The 18615-nt window shown below is 70.9% G+C and carries 12 protein-coding genes; 4 read left to right on the top strand and 8 right to left on the bottom strand.

The features are described 5' to 3' along the window. Positions 1–309 precede the first annotated feature (309 nt). Positions 310–570 carry a hypothetical protein gene (locus OG349_RS34740; protein ID WP_327232556.1) on the bottom strand — a complete coding sequence of 87 codons (261 nt, stop codon included), beginning with the start codon at positions 568–570 and terminating at the stop codon, positions 310–312. 250 nt (positions 571–820) lie between these two features. Between OG349_RS34740 and OG349_RS34735 the strand changes: the two genes are divergently transcribed. Next, complete coding sequence (locus OG349_RS34735; protein ID WP_442806353.1) at positions 821–3340, top strand: Helicase associated domain protein; 2520 nt, start codon at positions 821–823, stop codon at positions 3338–3340. A gap of 344 nt (positions 3341–3684) precedes the next feature. Here OG349_RS34735 and OG349_RS34730 read toward each other — a convergent pair whose 3' ends face one another. The 6 genes from OG349_RS34730 to OG349_RS34700 form a co-directional block, all read right to left on the bottom strand. Further along, positions 3685–4095, bottom strand: coding sequence for a VOC family protein (locus OG349_RS34730; protein ID WP_327232558.1), 411 nt, complete (start codon positions 4093–4095; stop codon positions 3685–3687). Between the two features lie 1044 nt (positions 4096–5139). Further along, positions 5140–5430 (bottom strand): hypothetical protein, encoded by a 291-nt coding sequence (locus OG349_RS34725; RefSeq protein WP_327232559.1) that lies wholly within the window; start codon positions 5428–5430, stop codon positions 5140–5142. 1429 nt (positions 5431–6859) lie between these two features. After that, positions 6860–7354, bottom strand: a complete 495-nt coding sequence (locus OG349_RS34715) for a pyridoxamine 5'-phosphate oxidase family protein (RefSeq protein WP_327232560.1) — start codon at positions 7352–7354, stop codon at positions 6860–6862. A gap of 245 nt (positions 7355–7599) precedes the next feature. Then, positions 7600–8442 carry an NmrA family NAD(P)-binding protein gene (locus OG349_RS34710; protein ID WP_327232561.1) on the bottom strand — a complete coding sequence of 281 codons (843 nt, stop codon included), beginning with the start codon at positions 8440–8442 and terminating at the stop codon, positions 7600–7602. Between the two features lie 179 nt (positions 8443–8621). After that, positions 8622–9800 (bottom strand): acyl-CoA dehydrogenase family protein, encoded by a 1179-nt coding sequence (locus tag OG349_RS34705; protein WP_327232562.1) that lies wholly within the window; start codon positions 9798–9800, stop codon positions 8622–8624. A 413-nt stretch (positions 9801–10213) separates the two neighbouring features. Next, positions 10214–11617 (bottom strand): MFS transporter, encoded by a 1404-nt coding sequence (locus tag OG349_RS34700; protein WP_327238382.1) that lies wholly within the window; start codon positions 11615–11617, stop codon positions 10214–10216. Positions 11618–11839: 222 nt separating this feature from the next. On the opposite strand from OG349_RS34700, the gene OG349_RS34695 reads away from it, so the two are divergent. Beyond that, entirely contained in the window at positions 11840–12277 is a 438-nt protein-coding gene (locus OG349_RS34695) for a winged helix-turn-helix transcriptional regulator (protein ID WP_327232563.1), read from the top strand. A 70-nt stretch (positions 12278–12347) separates the two neighbouring features. Here the strand turns inward: OG349_RS34695 and OG349_RS34690 are convergent, their stop codons facing one another. Continuing rightward, positions 12348–15653: an AfsR/SARP family transcriptional regulator gene (locus OG349_RS34690; RefSeq protein WP_327232564.1), complete on the bottom strand. Its 3306-nt coding sequence runs from the start codon at positions 15651–15653 to the stop codon at positions 12348–12350. 459 nt (positions 15654–16112) lie between these two features. On the opposite strand from OG349_RS34690, the gene OG349_RS34685 reads away from it, so the two are divergent. After that, entirely contained in the window at positions 16113–16910 is a 798-nt protein-coding gene (locus tag OG349_RS34685) for a thioesterase II family protein (protein ID WP_327232565.1), read from the top strand. Between the two features lie 49 nt (positions 16911–16959). Further along, entirely contained in the window at positions 16960–18588 is a 1629-nt protein-coding gene (locus tag OG349_RS34680) for a BTAD domain-containing putative transcriptional regulator (protein WP_327238381.1), read from the top strand. Positions 18589–18615: the final 27 nt, after the last annotated feature.

The following is an 18615-nucleotide window of genomic DNA, read 5'->3' as shown; positions in this document are numbered from 1 at the left end:
CCTTCGGGCTGCGCCCGAAGAAAACGAACCAGGTCGCTGCGCTCCCTGGCCGCTCACGCTCCGCGTGAGCGGAGGCGACTCGCTCCGCTCGCTCGCCAGGTCCTTCCGCTTCGCTGCAGGACCAACCGCAGAGGTAACGGCCCGCGTTGCGGGCCCGAGCGGGAGGCCGGCCCGGAGGCTTCCGCTGCGCTCCAGCCCCCTAGTGCGCTGCGAGCAGCTGGTGCGCCACGCGGAGCGTGGCGCACCCCTCGGGCCTGACGGCCCGGCAGCAAGGAGATGTGGGGGGCTTGGTCGTAGCTGTGTGGGGGTTCACACTTGTTGCGGGTGGCCACCATCGCCCTCAACCACAAGCCGGTCGGTGCCGGGCTCCTCGGCTCCTTCCACCACCGTCACGTCGATCTTCCCGTCACCGGTGGTGTCGAACTGGTAGAGGTCGGCCTTGCCGTCGCCAGTCGTGTCTGTCATCCAGACATCGGGCTTTCCATCACCGTTGGTGTCGGCGCTGAGGACGACATGATGCTCATCCCCCTGGGTTGCGATCACTTCTTCGGCACCTTCGTTAATTTCCATGCCAGGCCGATTGCCCCCGGGAAGAGGTTCGAAACCGTGTCGCACCCGGGGCTCGCGCGAGACGTCTGCTTCAAACTCTATCTGGGATAGACTCTGGACTGAGAGGCGGACGCCTGATGAGGGAAAGGACTCGTTCGCTCGTCTTCAACCCACGTGGTCCGCCGGGCACGATGCGTGGCCCTTAAGCTCGTAAATGCCCTTGTCTCCAGGCATGTTCGAGGTGACTTGTGAGCGTGATTGCTAGAAGGAAGTGGGAGTGACGGACAAAGAGCTGAGGTCTCATCAGCGTGAAGCGGTCGACAGAGTGCGGAGGGCACTCGAAATCCCTGCAAGATCACGGGTTCCTGACCGGGGCCTGCGCACACAGGTGATCATGGCGACCGGGTCAGGGAAGACACTCGTGGCAGCCCGCAGCGCGGAGGAACTCCGCGCGGGCCGGGTGCTCGTGCTCGTACCCTCGCTGGACCTGCTCGCCCAGACCGAGGCCGCGTGGCGTGAGGGCGGCCGCCGGGGGCCGATGATCGGGGTGTCCTCGCTGCGGGGCGAGGAGGCATCGTTCCCCAACACCACGGACGTGGACGAGCTGGTGGAGTGGACGCGGGGCCTAGACAAGGTGACGGTGTACGCCACGTACGCCAGCCTCGGGCTCGGCACGCTGGAGCGCGCGCACGCCGCCGGCCTTCCCGGCTGGGACCTCATCGTCATCGACGAGGCGCACCGGACCTCGGGGCGGATCGGGAAGCCGTGGGCGGTCGTGCACGACAACCAGAAAGTCCCGTCTTTGCGTCGTCTGTACATGACGGCCACGCCCAGGCTCTGGCAGCTCGGAGATGAGGACGAGGCCGGCGTACCCGGTGAGCTGGTGGCGAGCATGGACGACGACCCCGGCGGGCCGTTCGGCAGCCGCTGCTTCACCCTGACGCTCTCCGAGGCCATCGACCGGGGAATCTGTGCGCCGTACCAGGTTGTGTGCGTGGACATCAGTGACACGCAGCTCCAGGCCGCGCAGCTCCTGGGCGCCGAAGGCCGGTCGGCAGAGGTGCGCGGGGCGCGGCTCGCCGCCCTCCAGACCGCACTGGTGAAAGCGTCGGCCGAGGAGAGCTTCCGTCGCACGCTGGTCTTCCACCACGTCGTCAGGGAAGCCGAAGCGTTCGCGGCCGGCCTCCCCGACGTGGCCTCGCAGCTGCACGCCGGCGACCCGGAGCTGTACCCGGAGACAGTCTGGGCGGACTGGCTGTGCGGCGACCACAAGCCGCTCCACCGCCGTCAGGTCCTCGGCGAGTTCGCCGCCGGGATCGCCACCGACGGCATCGTCGTGGAGAAGGGCTTCCTGTCCTCGGTGAAGGTGTTGGGCGAGGGCGTCGACACCAAGAACTGCGACGCCGTGTACTGGGCGGATGTCCGCGGCTCCATGCCCGACCTCGTCCAGGCCGTCGGCAGGGCACTGCGCATGCAGCCCGGAGAGGGCAAAGTGGCCAACCTGGTCGTGCCCGTACTCCTCGGGCCCGGCGAGACCGCCGACAACATGCTGACCTCCCGGGCGTACGGCGGACTCGCCAAGCTGCTGGAAGCGCTGCGGGCGCACGACGCCCGGATCGTGGAGCAGCTGGCGGAGCAGCAGGCCCCGAGCGCCTACAAGCCTGTCCAGAAGGCCGCGCGGGGCCAGGAGGGCCGGGGTGAAGGGAACGAGGCCTCCGGCCCGTCGGCGCCGGCCCGGAGGTTGTTGAAATTCTCCACCCCGCGCGACCCCGCCGTGCTCGCCGCGTTCATCAACCTCCGGGTTGTCGACCCGGAACGCGAGCACTGGCGGCGCGGTGTGGAGGCCGCTGTCATCTACGTGCGAGAGCACGGCGACCTGAGGGTGCCGTTCACGTACCGGGTACCCGGCGGCAACGGCCAGGAGGAGGAAGCCGAAGGGTGGCCGGCGTCGCTCGCTGAGTTCCCGCTGGGCCAGTGGATCGCCGACGCCCGGAGGTTCTACGCCCGCGGCAAGATGGACGAGGACCGCGTCACCCAGCTGGAGAAACTGGGCATGATCTGGTCCCACTTCGACGTCGCCTGGGAAGAGGGCCTGGCCGCCGCTCAGGGGTGGGCCGCCGAGGCAGGGCATCTTCTGGCGCCGCTGGACGCCACCTACCAGGGCGCGGCGGTCGGCATCTGGTTGAAGAACGCGCGGGCCGCCGCCCGGAAGGCTGACGAGAACGAACGGCGGCGCGCCGAAGGCCTGCCGGTGGAATCGTCGGCCGGCGCCATGACCGCCGAACGGCGCGAGCAGCTGGAAGAGATCGACGCCTCCTGGTGCCCCGGCTGGCCGGTAGCATGGCAGAGGTGCTTCCGCCTCGTCCGCATGCACCTGGACGCCGGTGGAGCGCTGCCCACCAGAGTGGGCGAGACCGTACGCCAGGGTGAGGACCTCGGGCGGTGGGTGACCTCCGTACGGCTCGGGTGGGACCACCTCACGGCCGTACAACAGTGGATGTGCGAACAGGTCCTCGGCATCGAACCCGCAGCCGAGGAGGAGAAGCCGAAGCCGCGCCGCACGCAGGCCGACAAATGGGCAGCGCACTACCAGGCCGCCAAGCAGTACCACGCGCGCGAAGGGCACCTCCACGTCCCCCGCAAGCACGTCGAACGGACCGTCGCCGGCGAGGGGCAGGAGGAGCGGGAGCTCCGGCTCGGCTCCTGGATCAGCAACCAGCGGAGCCGGGCCGCCACGCTGACGCCGGAGCGGGCAGAGCAACTCTCCAAGATCGGCATGCGCTGGACATGAGGGCCTCCTCGTCGTGTCCCCACCCGCTTACGCCCCAAGGGTCACCTGAGGCGGATCAAGGCCAGCTGCGGCGTACGGGTCCGCGTCACCCCGCGCTCGGACCGGATCGCGGGGAGGACACTGTGTGGTCATCGCCTCCAAGAGCCTTCTGGATCACGCTCGGGCATGCTATTGGGGTGCGTGAGACGAAGGGATCCATGGTGCCCGCAGTGGGGCGCAGCGGGGTATCCGTAAAGGCGGTCTCGAACCATTGGTACTGGTCTTTTTTTCTGCGCGTCGGCGTACCAAGGGGTTCGGTGGTCGCACGTGGTCGGCGAGCGCGGGACGGACTAGCTGGGTGTGGCTCAGGCGTTGGACCACGCGCGTGTGCAGAGCACGAGGCGGTATCCGTCCGGGTCCTCGACGGTGATGCCCCACGTGTTCCAGTACGGATTGGGGGACGGGACACACCTGCCGCCGTGTGTCCCGAGGCGGGTTACCAGTTCTTCGGGTACCTGCTCGTCGAGGTAGATCACGAGCAGGTCTTCCACAGTGGGCTGCGGCTCGGCGAACCCGGCCATCTCGTGGACGAGTTCGAGGTGCCAGGAGGCGTCGGGCCAGCCGACCATCAGCAGGTCGTGCTCTCCGGGCGCGTCGCCGCCCTCGGCCCGGTAGAGCACGCTCAGCCCCAGACCCCGGACCCAGAATTCCTCCGCCGCGACGAGGTTGCGCGACGGACGGGCGACGCGGATGTGGCTCTGACCGTCGGCGGGCACGGGCTTCTCCTTCGAAACGGCATGTTTGGTGGCGAGCCAAGGGTCACGGCATTTCCGTGGCGGACCGTTTCGGTCAGCGTAGGTACGAGGCGTACTTGCCGCATCGGTCGCGGGTCGTGCCTTTCGGCCCGGAGCCCGTACGACCGCGGACTTAGGTCGTCGAGGGCCGCGCCGTACGCCCGGCGCACCGTCTGTTCATCAATGTCTGCCGGCATTCCCGCGCGGGCGCTCAGGCGCTCTTGCCGCGGGACCTGGTTGTCTTCTTCTTCGCGGACACCTCGGGCAGGTCGTGGACGGTCGAGATCACCAGTTCCTCGCGTCGGGCGGTGGCCAGGTTGCCCTGGTTACTCGCCGAGCACCTCCCCCGCTCCTGCCGTAGGCGGCGGCCGTATCAAAAAAGCGGATGTTCATGCGGCGGCCTCCGGGCCGGGCCACGACCGACCGATACCGGTCAGTCCGATCCCGAGCCCGACTCCGCGAACCCGGTGGGTTGGCGTCCGGCTCATCACTTGCTCCGCGGGTGATGGGCGAGCTGGCGCTTGACGGTCGCCGCGGCAAAGTCGCCGAGGCCGTTCACGACGTCGTCGGCCTCGAGCCGGGTCCCGCGCGCGAGGCCCGCGCCCTTGAGTACGGCGCCGCGGTGGTCGGGGTCGCTGCCAGTGAAGTCGCCGCCTCCGGCCAGCTGCCGACCGACCGTACGGAGCCGGGCTGGTTGGCCTTGATCTGGACACCGCCGGGGCCGGGGGACACTCGTCCCCGCTGTCGATCCGCCCGCCGTTCGCGGCGATCACCAGCGTCGAGGGGCAGAAGGTGTTGCCGCTGCCGATGGAACACCTCCCGCCGTCGCACTGCACCACGACACCTGGGAAAAGGTGTTGCCCTCACCGGTCACGCATCGTTGGCGATCAGCGTCAGGAATGCGTTCCTACGTTCCTACGATGGTGCTCGTCCATCAGACCGAGGATCTTGTCCTGCGCTTCCGGTCAGCTCCCCTGATGGGTCAACTCGTAGGTGTCGATGGGGCGGGCCGTGAGGCGCGGCATGCTAGCGGCGCGTAGCGGGCCGGTCCGGCCGGGGCAGAAAGCCGTAGTGGATCATCCGCTTGCGCTCAAGGATGACGCCAAGGCTGACGAGCACGCCCATGACCAGCGCGTACAGCACGATCGAGAGCTCGATCCGCCCCATCACCCACGTGGGCTGCCCGCCGAAGAACACGGCACCGACGAAACCGAAGGGCAGCGGATGCCGAACGGCGCGCTTGCGGCCTTCGGACGGGGGCAGGTGCCCGGCGAAGCGTCGGTCAAGTGCGAAGAATATCCGTTTGATCCGGTTCATTGTTCTCTCCTCGCGATGCATGGGCCGGCCCGAGCCCGGAGGCCCGGCCCGGGCCATGAGTCCCGCCTGCGCCAGAAACCCAGCATCATACGGAATGCGGCTCCGCTCAGTCCTGACCGAGCGCCCGGACTCGTCGCCGTACCCGGGGTGCCTGCGGTGCCTGCGGTGGCATGGCTGGTGGCAGCCTGCCGGACGGTGGCCTCTGCGCACGCCTCGCCGAAGAGGACGGCCAGAAGCCGGAGCCCTCTCAAAGCCCAGGGCGGAGTTGGCTCGGACGATGATGATCTCCGGGCGCGTCAACTGAAGCCGCAGGAGAACCCCCTGCGCCTCAGGGCCGCGCCGGTGGCGTCCGGTTCAACGCGACGACTGCCAGCTCCCGGTACGCGTGCCTGCCGCGGTCGCGGATCCGGGTCGTCAGGGTCCGCGTTGTACACCCAGCCCCGTCACCTTGTCCGTGTCCGCCCGCATCTCGGCGAGCTGCGGTCAGACGCTCTTTTCCGGGAACGCGGGCGTACACCCGGCGCGGCCACGCCGGGGGTACGTCGGTCTGCTGCGGGTTGTGGGTCAGCGGTGGTTGCCGCGGCCCCAGGACTCGGAGTCGACGGTGCGGCCGCGGTCGTTGCGCAAAGTCGCGGTGTCGGCGGGGTTGGACCAGATGCAGGAGCGGCCGCCCTGGTAGACGTCGGTGCGGGTGTCGTTGCCGACGCCGGTGTGGACGCGGACGCTGGAGCGTTCCGGCCAGGCGCAGGTCGTCGAAGCGGTAGCTGTTGCCGTCGCTGTGGGACAGGGTCCAGCCGTCCAGGTTGACCGTACGGCGGGTGGTGTTGGTGACCTCGACCCACTCTGCGCTCAGGGAGCGCCGGCAGGGCCGCGACCCCGACCATGGCGCCGGCGGCGAGGACCAGCGCGGCCGTACGGCGAGCGGTTGGGGAAGATGTGCGACTCGTTGCCGGGTGGCCCGAGATGTGTGGCCGATCCGGCTGCCGTGCGCGGGCGGGCCGCTCACGCGCCGGCCGTGACCGAGGCCGTGCTCACTTTCTCACCGGTGCCCGGCGTCACGGTGGTCCTGCCGGCCGCCGGCCTGGATCTGCGAGGTCCCCTGTCCGGTTCCGGCTGGACGGCATCGGCCCCACCGGCGTCGAGAACCGGATCCGTATCCTGCGCGCGGCTGCCAGGGGCTATGGGCCGTTCCGCTTCGTGCGCGACGTTCCCGTTCCGTCCTCGCGGCCTCGGCGGCCGGCGGACGGCCTCCTTCAGGGCCCCGCCCGCGGGCGACCGCCGGTCCGGGCCAGGCAGCAAGCCCCTGAGCAGCACGGACACGCACCGGTGCGTGAGGTGCTCCACCTTTATCAGCGGGGCTCCCGGCGACCGCGGATCAGAGGCCTCGTCGCCACCCGCCGGAACGCGGAAGTCGCGGGTGGGCGGGTGGTCAGTTCTTGTCGTCCTCGGGTTTTGTCCAGATGCGGCTGCTCAGGTCGGTGCCCCGTAGTACCTGTACGCGCCAGGGGTCGATGCGCAGGACGTGGTACTTCGGGTCGGCGGGACCGCCGCGCCAGAAGTTGTAGGGGTCGTAGCCCACTCCGGGCGGGCTGCCCTTCTGGTACAGCTCCCAGGCGTAGGTCTTGGTCTCCATGTCCTCGGCCCAGGTGGAGACGCTGTCGACGTAGACGGCGTTCTGGCGCGGGCTCCAGTACGCGTAGGTGGTGTGGGGGTTGTTGGCGAGGTGGGCGACCTTCACCGGGGTCTTGTACGCGGCGAGCCAGCCGACCGGTCTGCCGTCCACGGTCTCCCAGATCGGCAGGAGTACCCGGGCGCGCGGGCGGGACTTCTTGTCCACCGTAATCATCGTGCAGTAGCGAATGTCTTGGATGTATTCGAAGAATTTGTCCGCGAGCTCGGAAAACGAGTCGACCTTGTCGGCCATGCGGGCTCCTGTCCCTGGCAATTAACCTGATCTGAAAGGTGGTCCGTGGAAGGTCACACGAAACCAGCATGCATCGGCCACAAGGCCCCTGGAAGAGGGCACTTCAAAGTCACCCACTCACTTACGCGATACCGTGCGGAACTGTGCGGGAGTGCGGGACCGCCGGGGATACGTCAGGGGTGAGAGATGCCTTGCCGTACCTGTCGCAAGGCATCTCTCGTTCGCGTTTCGTGTGCGGGACGGGCTCAGAGGTTCCATGCCCCGCGGGCCGCCGCGTCCGCCACGAAGTCGGTGAAGTCGCGCGGTTCGCGGCCAAGGACGCGGCGCACGGTGTCGGTGGGGACGGAGTTCTTGTTGTCGCGGATCTGCGCGACGAGGTCGGCGACGAAGAGGGCGTAGTCGGCGGGGACCTCGTACTGGACGAGTTCGTCGACGTAGTCCTGGTGGTCGACGTGGACGTAGCGGACGGTGCGGCCGACGGCGGCGCTGATCGTGTCGGTCGCCTCGCCGAGGCTGATCGCGCGCGGACCGCTCAGTTCGTAGGTGTGGCCGGTGTGCCCGTCGTCCAGGAGCGCGGCGGCGGCGACCGCGGCCACGTCGTCGGCGTCCACGAAGGGTTCCAGGCCGTCGCCTGCGGGAAGCCGCAGTTCGCCGTCCTTGACGCCGTCCAGCAGGACACCCTCGTCGAAGTTCTGGTGGAACCAGTTGGGGCGCAGTACGGTCCACTCCGCGCCGGACTCCTTGACCGCCTTTTCGCCGGCGATCAGGGACTTGCCGCCCACCGGGTCGGTCACGCGCGCCTGGAGCAGCACCAGGCGGCGGACCTTGGACTCCACGGCGAGTTCGGCGAGTTCACGGATGTGGGTCTCCGCGTCCCAGGTGCCGGGCTTGTCCTGCATGTCGACGATGTAGGCGGCGTCGGCGCCCTGGAGGGCGGGTTCCCAGGTGTTGCGGTCGTCCCAGTCGAAACGCACGTCGCCGGATCTGCTCGCGGCGCGGACGCGCGCGCCGCGCTGGGTGAGCCGGCTCACCAGGCGGCGGCCGGTCTTGCCGGTCCCTCCCAGGACGAGAACGGTCTTGTCGGTCATAGCAGCGGAGTCCTTCCCCACCGTGGATGCGCGAGGGGTCGCCGGCGCGCAAGGGCACGGGGATCGATCGGTGTGGCGTGGGCATGACAGGGTGGCCGTCCGGGCCGCCCGCCGGTGCGGCGGGCGGCCCGGACGGCGTGTCCGGCCTGAGCCGGCCCCCCGGGGCGCGGCTCAGCGGCTCACAGGAAGGGGGTGTCGGGGGCGAGGCCGAGGATCGAGCGCCCGTGTACTTCCTGGTTGGTGTTGAACGCGAACAGCGCGTGCAGCGCGAGCCCCCGGATGTCGCGGTGGAAGCGCTGGAAGGGCACGTCGCGCATGATGACCGAGGCGCCGCTGGCCTCGAAGAGCTCGTCCACGGCCTCCTTGGCGAGCTGGATCGCGTACGCCGCCCTGCCGCGTACCGCGGCCCGTTCCTCGACGGAGGGCTGGGTGCCGGCGTCGGCGTGCTTCTGGATCAGGCTCAGCCAGCCCTCCTGGAGGCCCTCGGCGGCCGCGAGCTTGTTGGCGGCCGTGGCGACCTGGATCTGCGTCACCGGTGACTGGCTCTGGTCGGTCCACGAGGTGTACGTGATGCCGCGGCCCGGCAGCCGGTCCAGGAACAGGTCGTAGGCGCCCTTGGCGATCCCGATGTACGCCGAGGCGCCCTGGGCCATGAAGAAGGGAATGAACGGGTAATTGCGGCCGGTGGCACCGGTGTTGGAGCGGTCGCCCGTGGCGCCCGAGAGCACGTCGATCAGGAAGGCCACCCGGTGGGCGGGCACGGTCACGTTGTCGGCGGTGACGGTGGAGCTGCCGGTGCCGGCCGCGGAGGAGGCGTGCCAGTCGTCGGCGATGCTCAGTTCGGAGAACGGCACGAGGGCCGCGTAGGGGGCGGGGGTCCCGTCCGGTCCGGTGAGCAGGGCCGACAGGAGCGCCCAGTTGGCGCCGCGGGAGCCGGAGATCCATTTCCAGGATCCGCTGAGGGTGTAGCCGCCCTCGGCGGGGGTGAGGGTGCCCGAGGGGGCGAAGCCGGTGGAGACGCGGGCGGAGCCGCTCGCGTAGACCTCCTCCTGCGCCTGGTCGGAGAACTGGCTGGGAACCCATGAGCTGGACACCCAGATCATCGCCACCCAGCCGGTGGCCGTGTCGGCGCGGGATATCTCGGTGAGGATCCTGACCTGGTCGGCGAGCGGTGCCTCGAGTCCGCCGAAGCGGCGGGGCACCGACAGGCGGAACACGCCGGCCTTGTCGAGCAGTTCGATGTTGGCTTCCGGGATCCAACGGCGTTCCTCGGCTTCGGGACCGCTCTCCCGAAGCGTCGCGGCCAGACCGGTGACCTCGTCGAGAACCGCGGCGACGGCGCTGTCCGTCGTAGTCATTCTGCCTCCTGAGCAGTCTCGTCCCACCCGGGGGAGGTGGGAGGCCGGGTCCGGGGGCCGCCGCCGGGCGGCGGGTCACCGGACCCGTTTATGCGAACGGGTCAATACGCGCCGCGCGGTTCGGACCGCAACGCAACTTGGGCAAAAGCAACCGAGAGCAATCGACCTCGATTGCGGCACGCACCGAGCATTCTCCCGGAAGGGCGGTCTCGTACCGGTAATCAGTAAGTCATTCGCCAATCCCCGCCCAATGCGTCTCACCTCAAGCGTCAATGGGAGCGGGCCCCGGCGGGCTTCGCGGCGGGGCCGGGCATGAGAAAAGGCGGCGCCCTGGCCGGCGGGGGAATCGCGGCCAGGGCGTCGCGCTGGGGGGGGCCGTTTGGGGGCGGCCCGTCCGGGGGGTGGGGGCGGTGTTACGAGACGGAGGCGGCCTGCGGGAGGGGCTCGTCGGCGGCGCCGGAGCGCTTGCGCAGGCCGAAGGCGCTGAGCACCGTGGCCAGCAGGGCCGCGACCAGGGGGACGACCAGGGCGGCCTGGTAACCGTCGAGCTGGGCGGCGGGCGAGGATCCGTCGGTGGCGGCGATGTTGACCGCGGCCACCGAGGAGAGCCCCAGGGCCGCTCCGAACTGGAAGGAGGTGTAGAGCAGGCCGCCGGCGACGCCCTGTTCCTCCTCCTCGATGCCCTCGGTGGCGACGATGGTGAGCGGGCCGTACGCCAGGGAGAAGGCGAGACCGAGGATAATCAGGCTCGGGAACATCATCGCGTACGTCCAGTCCGCCTGGACCGGCAGGAACAGGGCGTACGACAGCGAGGCCAGGACCAGGCCGCCGAAGATCACCCGGGCGTTGCCGAACTTCTCGACCAGCTTGGGCGTCAGTGTCGGCGAGAGGACCGCGTCGATCCCGATCACGATCATCGCGAAGCTGGTCTGGAGGGTCGACCAGTCGCGCAGTTCCTGGAGGTAGAGGACGACGATGAACTGGAAGCCGAAGAACCCGGCCGCGAAGAGGAGTCCGGCGATGTTGGAGCGTACGAGCGCGGAGTTGCGGAAGATCCCGAGCCGCACCAGCGGTGAGGCCGACTTGCGCTCGATGGCGGTGAAGGCGAGGAACAGCGCCAGGCTGGCGGCGACCGTGCCCACGGTCCAGGGGGCCGCCACGTGGGTGGCGCGCTCGACGGAGTACACGAGCAGCAGGATCGCGCCGGTGACGGTGATGGCGCCGGCCAGGTCGACGGGCTGGCCGTCGCGCCGGGGGCGGGCCGACTTGGGGATGAGGGCGATGGCGGTGACCAGGATCAGGAAGGAGAGGATCACCGGGGCGAAGAACACCCACCGCCAGTTGACCGCGGCGAGGAGGCCGCCGACGACCAGGCCGATGGAGAAACCGCCGGCGGCGGTGCCCGAGTAGACGAGCAGCGCCTTGTTGCGCTTGGGGCCCTCCTCGAAGCTGGTGGTGATGATCGACAGGCCGGCCGGGGTCATGAAGGCCGCCGCGACACCGGTGACGAACCGGGCGGTGATCAGCATCCAGCCCTCGGTGGCCAGGCCGCCGAGGCCGGAGAAGAGCAGGAACAGCACCAGCCAGAAGATGAACATCTGGCGGCGCCCGAACAGGTCGGCGGCCCGGCCGCCGAGCAGCATGAAGCCGCCGTAGCCGAGCACGTAGGCACTCATGACCCACTGGAGCGTGCCGGTGGACAGGCCCAGGTCCTCACGGATCGAGGGAAGCGCCACATTGAGCATCGCTACGTCGATGCCCTCCAGGAAGATCGCGCCGCACAGCACGAACAGCACGCCCCAGGCGCGCCCGCTCATGCGGTCGGTGCCGCTGCCCGACGGGTTTTGCACTGTGGACACAGGAAGTCTCCTTGAAAGCACGCAGGAATGAGGAAAGGGAATTCGCCCGCGCTCTTGTCCGGCGCAGGTGGAGCGCCCGGGGGAGGCGGTGTGCGGTTCCCCGGCCACGGAGTCCGGTTACGGGAGAGCCCGCCGGTTCCCACTTGTAACTCCCGGAATCATCCGGCAAGCTGACTGGCCATGGAAGAAGGCACTTTAAAGTCACCGACGCACTGCACGGGTACCGATGGGGACTACGACATCCTCCAGTGGGACACGCGGGAGGGCTGCGAGGTACGGCAGATCCTCGACCGCGTCGCCGACAAGTGGTCGCTGCTGGTCATAGCACTGCTGGAACGGCGGACCCTGCGCTTCACGGAACTGCGCCGCAGGATCGAGGGGATCAGCCAGCGGATGCTGACGGTGACACTGCGTCAGCTCGAACGGGACGGGCTCGTCCGCCGGACCGTACACCCCGTGGTGCCTCCCCGGGTGGACTACGAACTCACTCCTCTGGGGGCGACGCTCCACGACACCATCCAGGCCCTGGTGGCGTGGACGGAGGCGCACCAGCACGAGATCGCGGTCGCCCGCGGTGAGTACGACCAGCGTGCGAAGCTCGAGTCCCGGGCATCCTGACCGCTTGAACACCCGCTGTCCGGTGGGCGGTTACCGGGTGGTTGCCGGCCGGTGACCGCCCCGGGGGGGGTTACCGGGTGTCCGGGGGCCGGCCGGCCGGTGTGGTGTCAGGGGGCTTGGGAGAGGGGGAGCGTTCCATCTCGGCGGCGGCCTGGGTCACATGGTCCGTCCGCTCCCCCACCGAGAACTGCACGGCGTACGCCTCCTCGCCGAGCACGTTGCGCAGGCGCGCCGCGATGCGCTCCACATCGGCCTGTTCGGCGGGCGGCTGGGGTGCGCCTGTGCGCCGTCTGGTGGCGGCGGCCGTGCCCAGGAGTCTGGCCGCCCTTTCCCACCGGCCGGCCAGGGAGTGGGCGCCGGCGAGGCCTTCGAGTGCCAGGGCCACGGCGCGGGGGTCGCCGGTGGCCGTGGCGGTGGCCAGGCCGTCCTGATGCAGTGTCAGGGCTTGTGCGGCGTCCACGCGTTGCTCCGCGATGAAGCCCAGTTCGGCCAGTACGAGGGCCAGGCCCGGGGCGTCGTAGCGGCTGCGGTTCCAGGTGAGCCAGGGGCGCAGCCGGGCCTCGGCGACGTCCAGGTTGCCCTCGCGCCGGGCGCCGAGGGCCAGGCCGAGGGCGGCGAACTGCTCGGCGGGCCGGTTGCCCTGCTCGACGGCGAGGCGCTGGGCGCGGGTGTGGAAGTCCTCGGCCTCGCGGTAGCGCCATTCGAGGATGGCGATGCGGCCGAGTCCGGAGAGCTGGCGGGAGACCTCGGGCCACAGTTCGAGGGCCTCGGCGATGCGCAGGCCTTCGCGGTGGAGTTGTTCGGCCTGTTCGTAGTTGCCGTTGATCTCGGCCAGTACGCTCAGTACTTCGGCGGCCTTCAGCTGTCCCCATTGTTCTCCGAGTTCGGTGAACTGGGCGCGGGCTTCGAGGGCGTTGTCGCGCAGGGCGTCGAGGTCGCCGCGGGCCAGGGCCAGGGCGGCGCGGCTGCTGAGGGCCGCGGCGGTGCCCCAGCTGTCGTGCAGGGCGCGGGAGTTGTGGAGGGCGCGCCGTACGCCGTCCTCGCCGGCGGACAGGACGCCCACGCTCCAGTGGGCGGCGCCGAGGAACCACTCGGCCCTGACCTGTCCCACCTCGTGCCCGGCCGGGCCGCCGCGGGCGGCGGGGGGCCCGGGGTCCGAGACGCCCTCGCCCAGCAGCATGGAGAAGCCGGCGTGCCAGCAGGCTGCCTCGGCCCGTTCGGCGGGGACCGCTTTGCCGCCGGTGGCCTCGCTGTCGACGGCCAGCGCGGTCGCCAGTGCCCTGCGGGCCTCGCCGAGGCGGCCGCGCAGGAACCGGTACCAGCTGAGCGCGTTGGCCAGGCGCAGCGCGCGGTGGGCGTCCTCGGTGCGCCTTGCTTCCTGGAGCGCGCGCTGGAAGTTGGCGGCCTCCGCGTCGAGGCGGCGCAGCCAGCGGCGCTGGTCGCGGCCGTGGAGGTGGGGTTGGGCGCGTTCGGCCAGTTCGGTGTAGTAGCGCAGGTGGCGGGCGGCCAGGTCGTGGGACTCGCCGGATTCGCCGAGGCGCTGCTGGCTGTAGGCGGCGACGGATTCCAGGAGGCGGTAGCGTGCGCCGGCGGGGCTGTCGCTCCTGAGTGCCAGTGAGCGGTCCACGAGCACGGCGAGTGCGTCGACCACGTCCTGGGCCGTCATGCCGGTGCCGGAGCAGACTTGTTCGGCCGCTTCGAGGTCGCAGCCTTCGGCGAAGACGGAGAGTCTGCGCAGGACGGTCTGTCCGCGGGTGTCCAGCAGGCTCCAGCTCCAGTCGATGGTGGCCTGGAGGGTGCGGTGGCGGTGGGGTGCGTCGCGGTATCCGCTGGTGAGTATGCGGAAGCGGTCGTCGAGCCGGTCGTAGAGTTCGTCCACGCCCAGGGCCCGGACGCGGGTGGCGGCCAGTTCGAGGGCGAGGGGGATGCCGTCGAGGCGCCGGCATATCCCGGCGATCCTGCGGACGGTGGCGGCGTCGGGTGAGAAGTCGGGGTCGGTGGCGCGGACCCGTTCGACGAACAGTCGTACGGCGCTGGAGGCGAGGACGGTCTCGAACCGTTCCTCGCCGGAGGGCGGGAGGCCGAGGGAGGGCACGGGCCAGAGTGTCTCGCCGCTGATGCGCAGGGGTTCCTGGCTGGTGGCGAGGATGTGGAGGCCCGGGGCGCTGTCGAGGAGGGGGCCCGCGAGGCGTGCCACGTCGTCGATCGCGTATTCGCAGCTGTCCAGGATGAGGACGAGGCGCTGGGAGGCGAGGATGCCGGCGAGGCGCTGGGTGGCTCCGGCGGCGGGGCTGTCGGAGGCGGATTCCCTGATTCCCAGTACGGCCATGATCCGTTCGGCGAGTGGTTCCGGTCCGATGGTGCGTTCCGGGGCGCGGGCGCCGGCCAGTTCCACCAGCCAGGTCCCGTCGGGGAATTGGGCGGTGAGGCCGTCGACGATGGCGGTGGCCAGCCGGGTCTTGCCGACTCCGCCGGGGCCGGTGAGGGTTACCAGGCGGCGGTGTGAGATGAGCCGGCGCACCTCGTCCATGGCCTCGTCCCTGCCGACCAGGGTGCTGACGGAGGCGGTGAGGTTGGTGCGGGCGCGGGCGGCGGTGGCGGGGGCGGGTCGGGAGTCGGGCCGGGCGAGTTGGGGGTCGTGGCGCAGGATCGCCTGTTGGAGGGCGTCGAGCGCGGGTCCTGGCATCAGGCCCAGTTCCTCGTCGAGGCGGCGGCGCAGGTCGGCGTAGCTGTCGAGTGCTTCGGAGGGGCGTCCGGCCCGGTAGAGGGTGCGCATCTGTACGACGCGCAGGCCTTCTCTGAGGGGGAAGCGCTCGACCAGGGCGGTGAGTTCGCCGACCAGGGCGCTGTGTTCGCCCAGTTCCAGGCGGGTTTCCGCGTAGACTTCGACCGCGGCGAGGCGTTCTTCCTCCAGGGTGGCCGCGGCGGAGCGTACGAAGGGCTGGTCGGCGAAGTCGGCGAAGGCGGGGCCGCGCCACAGGGACAGGGCTTCGGTCAGGACGGTGACCTTCTCGCGGGGTTCGTCGCAGGTGCGGGCTTCGGCGACCAGGGCGCGGAACCGGCCGACGTCCAGTGCCTGGGCCGGTATGTCGATGGTGTATCCGGGTGCCTGGTGGGCGATGAGGGAGCGGGCTCCGGTTTCGGCGTTCTCCAGGGCCCGGCGCAGTTGTGAGACTTTGGCCTGTAAGGATGAGGTGGGGCGGGCGGTGTAGGCGGAGCCGCCCCAGAGGTCTTCGATGAGCCGTCCTTTGGGTACGACTTCGCCGTGGTGGGCGAGGAGGTCCGCGAGGAGCGTACGGACCTTCACCTCGGGAACCGGCACCAGGCTCCCCTCGGCGCTCCACACCTCCAGTGGGCCCAGCACCCCGAATCGCATGATCACACAGTAACCCGATCGACTCGCGGAGTGATGAGGCCTCAAGCGGGCTCCAACCGGGGCCGGCCGAGAACGGGGCGGGCGCCCCGAACCGGACCCGAAGCAAACCCGAAGGACCATCCGCGACTGTGGGACCGGACCGAGGGCGCCAGAGGGGAGTCCGGTGCGGGGAGACGCGAGGGGCGGGACCGGCGCGGCCACGGCCCGGCGGCCCGGTGCCGCGGCCGCTCCTGTGGGGAGCGGGGCCGGGGGTGGCCGAAGACCCTGCGCCGTGGCCGGCGCGTGTGTGGTGGTGCCCGGGTGCCGGGGGGTGTGCTCTCCCGGTCCGCCGGGGGGTGTGGCATGCCGGGGCGCCCGGGTGGCCGGCCGGTGGGCGGGTGGGGCCGTGCGCCGCGCCCGGCCCGCGCTCAAGGAATCCTACGAGCAACCCCGATCGCACGCACAGGAGTTGAGAACACTATGAACAGTCAGTGGTTCAGGCGGTTCGCGGAGGCGGGGCCCGGCGCGGTGCGGCTGGTCTGTTTCCCGCACGCCGGCGGTTCGGCCAGTGTGTACGTCCCTCTGGCGCGCCGGCTGTCGGCCGGGGCCGGCGGCCCGGGTGCGGTCGGTGTTCCCGGCGGCCCGGGCGTCGATGTGCTGGCCGTGCAGTATCCCGGGCGCCAGGACCGCAGGAACGAGGCGGGGCCGGCGGGCATCGTGGAGCTGGCCGGGCGGATCGCCGGGGAGCTGGGCGCGGCGCCGGGCGGCCCGTACGCCTTCTTCGGCCACAGCATGGGTGCGCTGCTCGCCTACGAGAGCGCCCGCGCCCTGGCGGCCGCGGGGGCGCCGCTGCCGGTGCGGCTGTTCCTCTCGGCGCGCGGGGCGCCCGGCCCCTTCCCGGACCGGCACGACGTGCTGGCCGGTGACCGGGAGATCCTGGCGGCCGTCCGCTCCCTGGGCGGGACGGGTGCCGCCGTGCTCGCCGACCCGGAGCTGGTGGAGATGGCGCTGCCCGCGCTGCGCGCCGACTACCGGGCGCTCGCCTCCTACCGCTGGGGCGGTGGTGCGCCGCTGGAGATCGCGGTGAGTGTGCTGGCCGGGCGCGAGGACCCGGTCGTCGCGGTCGAAGAGGCGGCGCGCTGGCGGGAGTTCACCCGGGCGGGGTTCGAGCTGGAGGTCTTCCCGGGCGGTCACTTCTTTCTGGACCAGAACCTCGACGCCGTGGCCGGGCTGGTGCTGCGCGGTGTGCGGGACGCGGTCACGCAAGGGGGCAGGTAGCGCGAGCCCCAGTCACCGACGGTCGGTTGGTCAACTCGCGGGAGAAAACGTGGAATTCAAGATTCTGGGTCCGCTGGAAGTCCAGTCCCTGGACCGTACGCTGGTTCTGGGCGGCTTCAAGCAGCGTGCGGTTCTGGGGAAGTTACTCTTACGGGCCAATCACGTGGTCGCCACCAGCGAGCTGCTGGACGCCCTGTGGTCCCAGGAGAGCCGCCCCGTGACGGCCAGGAAGATCATACAGAACGCGGTGTCCGGGCTGCGGGCGGCTCTGTCGCGGCCGCACTCGCTGCTGGAGGTGCCGGGGGCGCCGGCCCCGGAGCTGCTCACCCGGTCCCCGGGCTACATCCTCCAGGTCGCCCCCGACACCCTTGACGTCTCGCGCTTCGACCGGCGGGTGGCCGAGGGCCGCAGGCTCCTGGACGCGGGCGAACCGGCCCTGGCGGCCGAGCTGTTGCGCGAGGCGCTGGACGAGTGGCGCGGCCCTGTCCTGTCGGATCTGGTGGAACAGGGCCTGGACTGGCCGGAGGTGGCGCGGCTGCGGCAGTTGCGGCTCGACGCGATGGAGTACCGCTTCGAGGCGGAGCTGGCCTGCGGGCGGCACCACGCCGTGCTGGGCGAGCTGGTCTCGCTGGCGGAGTCGGAGCCGCTGCGCGAGCGGCTGTGCGGGCAGTTGATCCTCGCGCTGTACCGCTGCGGGCGGCAGGCCGAGGCGCTGAGCGTGTTCAGCCGGGTGCGGCTCGAACTGGTCCAGAAGTACGGTCTCGAACCCTCCCGTGACCTCCAGACCCTCCAGCAGCACATCCTGCACCACGACCCCTCGCTGACGGCGCCCGCCGAGGAGCCGGCGGAGGTGGCGCAGGTGACAGGGATGAGGGGGGCGCCGCTGGGGGATGTGCCGCGGCCCGCGGCGGCCGGGCCCGTCCCGGACCCCTCAGGGGCGGATCCCTCCGGGGCGGCGCCGGTGCCGGCCGGGGTGCCCGTCGCGGTGATCGGTGGCAAGGACCCCGCTCTCCCGGCGCAGGAGGAGGGCACACCGGCCGCGCGGGCGGCGGGCGGCGGCGCGCCGGCGAACAGGCGCCAGGAGGTGTCCGTACTGCTGATCCAGACCGGCACCCCGGCGGAGCAGCCGCTGGACGCGGAGCAGCTCAATGCCGCGCTGCACCGGGCGGTGACCCTGGTGGCGCAGTGCGTCGAGGAGCACGGCGGCACCGTCGTGGGGTCGGTGGGCCATCTCTCCGCGGCGCTGTTCGGGCTGCGGGGGGACCCTTCGGCGGCGTCGCTGGACGCGGTGCGGGCGGCGCTGGCCGTACGGGAGAGGTTCGGGGACGTGACGGATCTGGCGGTCCGTTCGGTGGTCACCACCGGCGGGGTGCTGGTGCGTGATGTGCCCGGTGCGCCCGGCGGCGGGGTCTCGGTGGTGGGGGCGCTGCTGGACACGGCGCAGCGCCTGCTGTCCGACGTGCCGCCGGGCAGGGTGTACGTGAGCCGGAAGGCGGCGGTCGGCACGGACAGCCAGGTGCGCTATGTGCGGGTGCGGGGGAAGGCGGGCATGGTCTTCGATGTGCGGGAGGCCTGCGCCGTCTATCCGCAGGGGCGCGGGGCGGAGGTTCCGGGCGGTGTCGCGGGCGGGGGGCCGGGGGTGCGGGGTTCCCGCGGGAACATGAACTGGACATCCTGAACAGTCTGCTGGCGCACTCCCGGCATC

Source organism: Streptomyces sp. NBC_01317, assembly GCF_035961655.1.
Classification (GTDB): domain Bacteria; phylum Actinomycetota; class Actinomycetes; order Streptomycetales; family Streptomycetaceae; genus Streptomyces.
The sequence above is the reverse complement of the archived record's forward strand: the minus strand, read 5'-3'. Positions and strand labels throughout refer to the sequence as shown.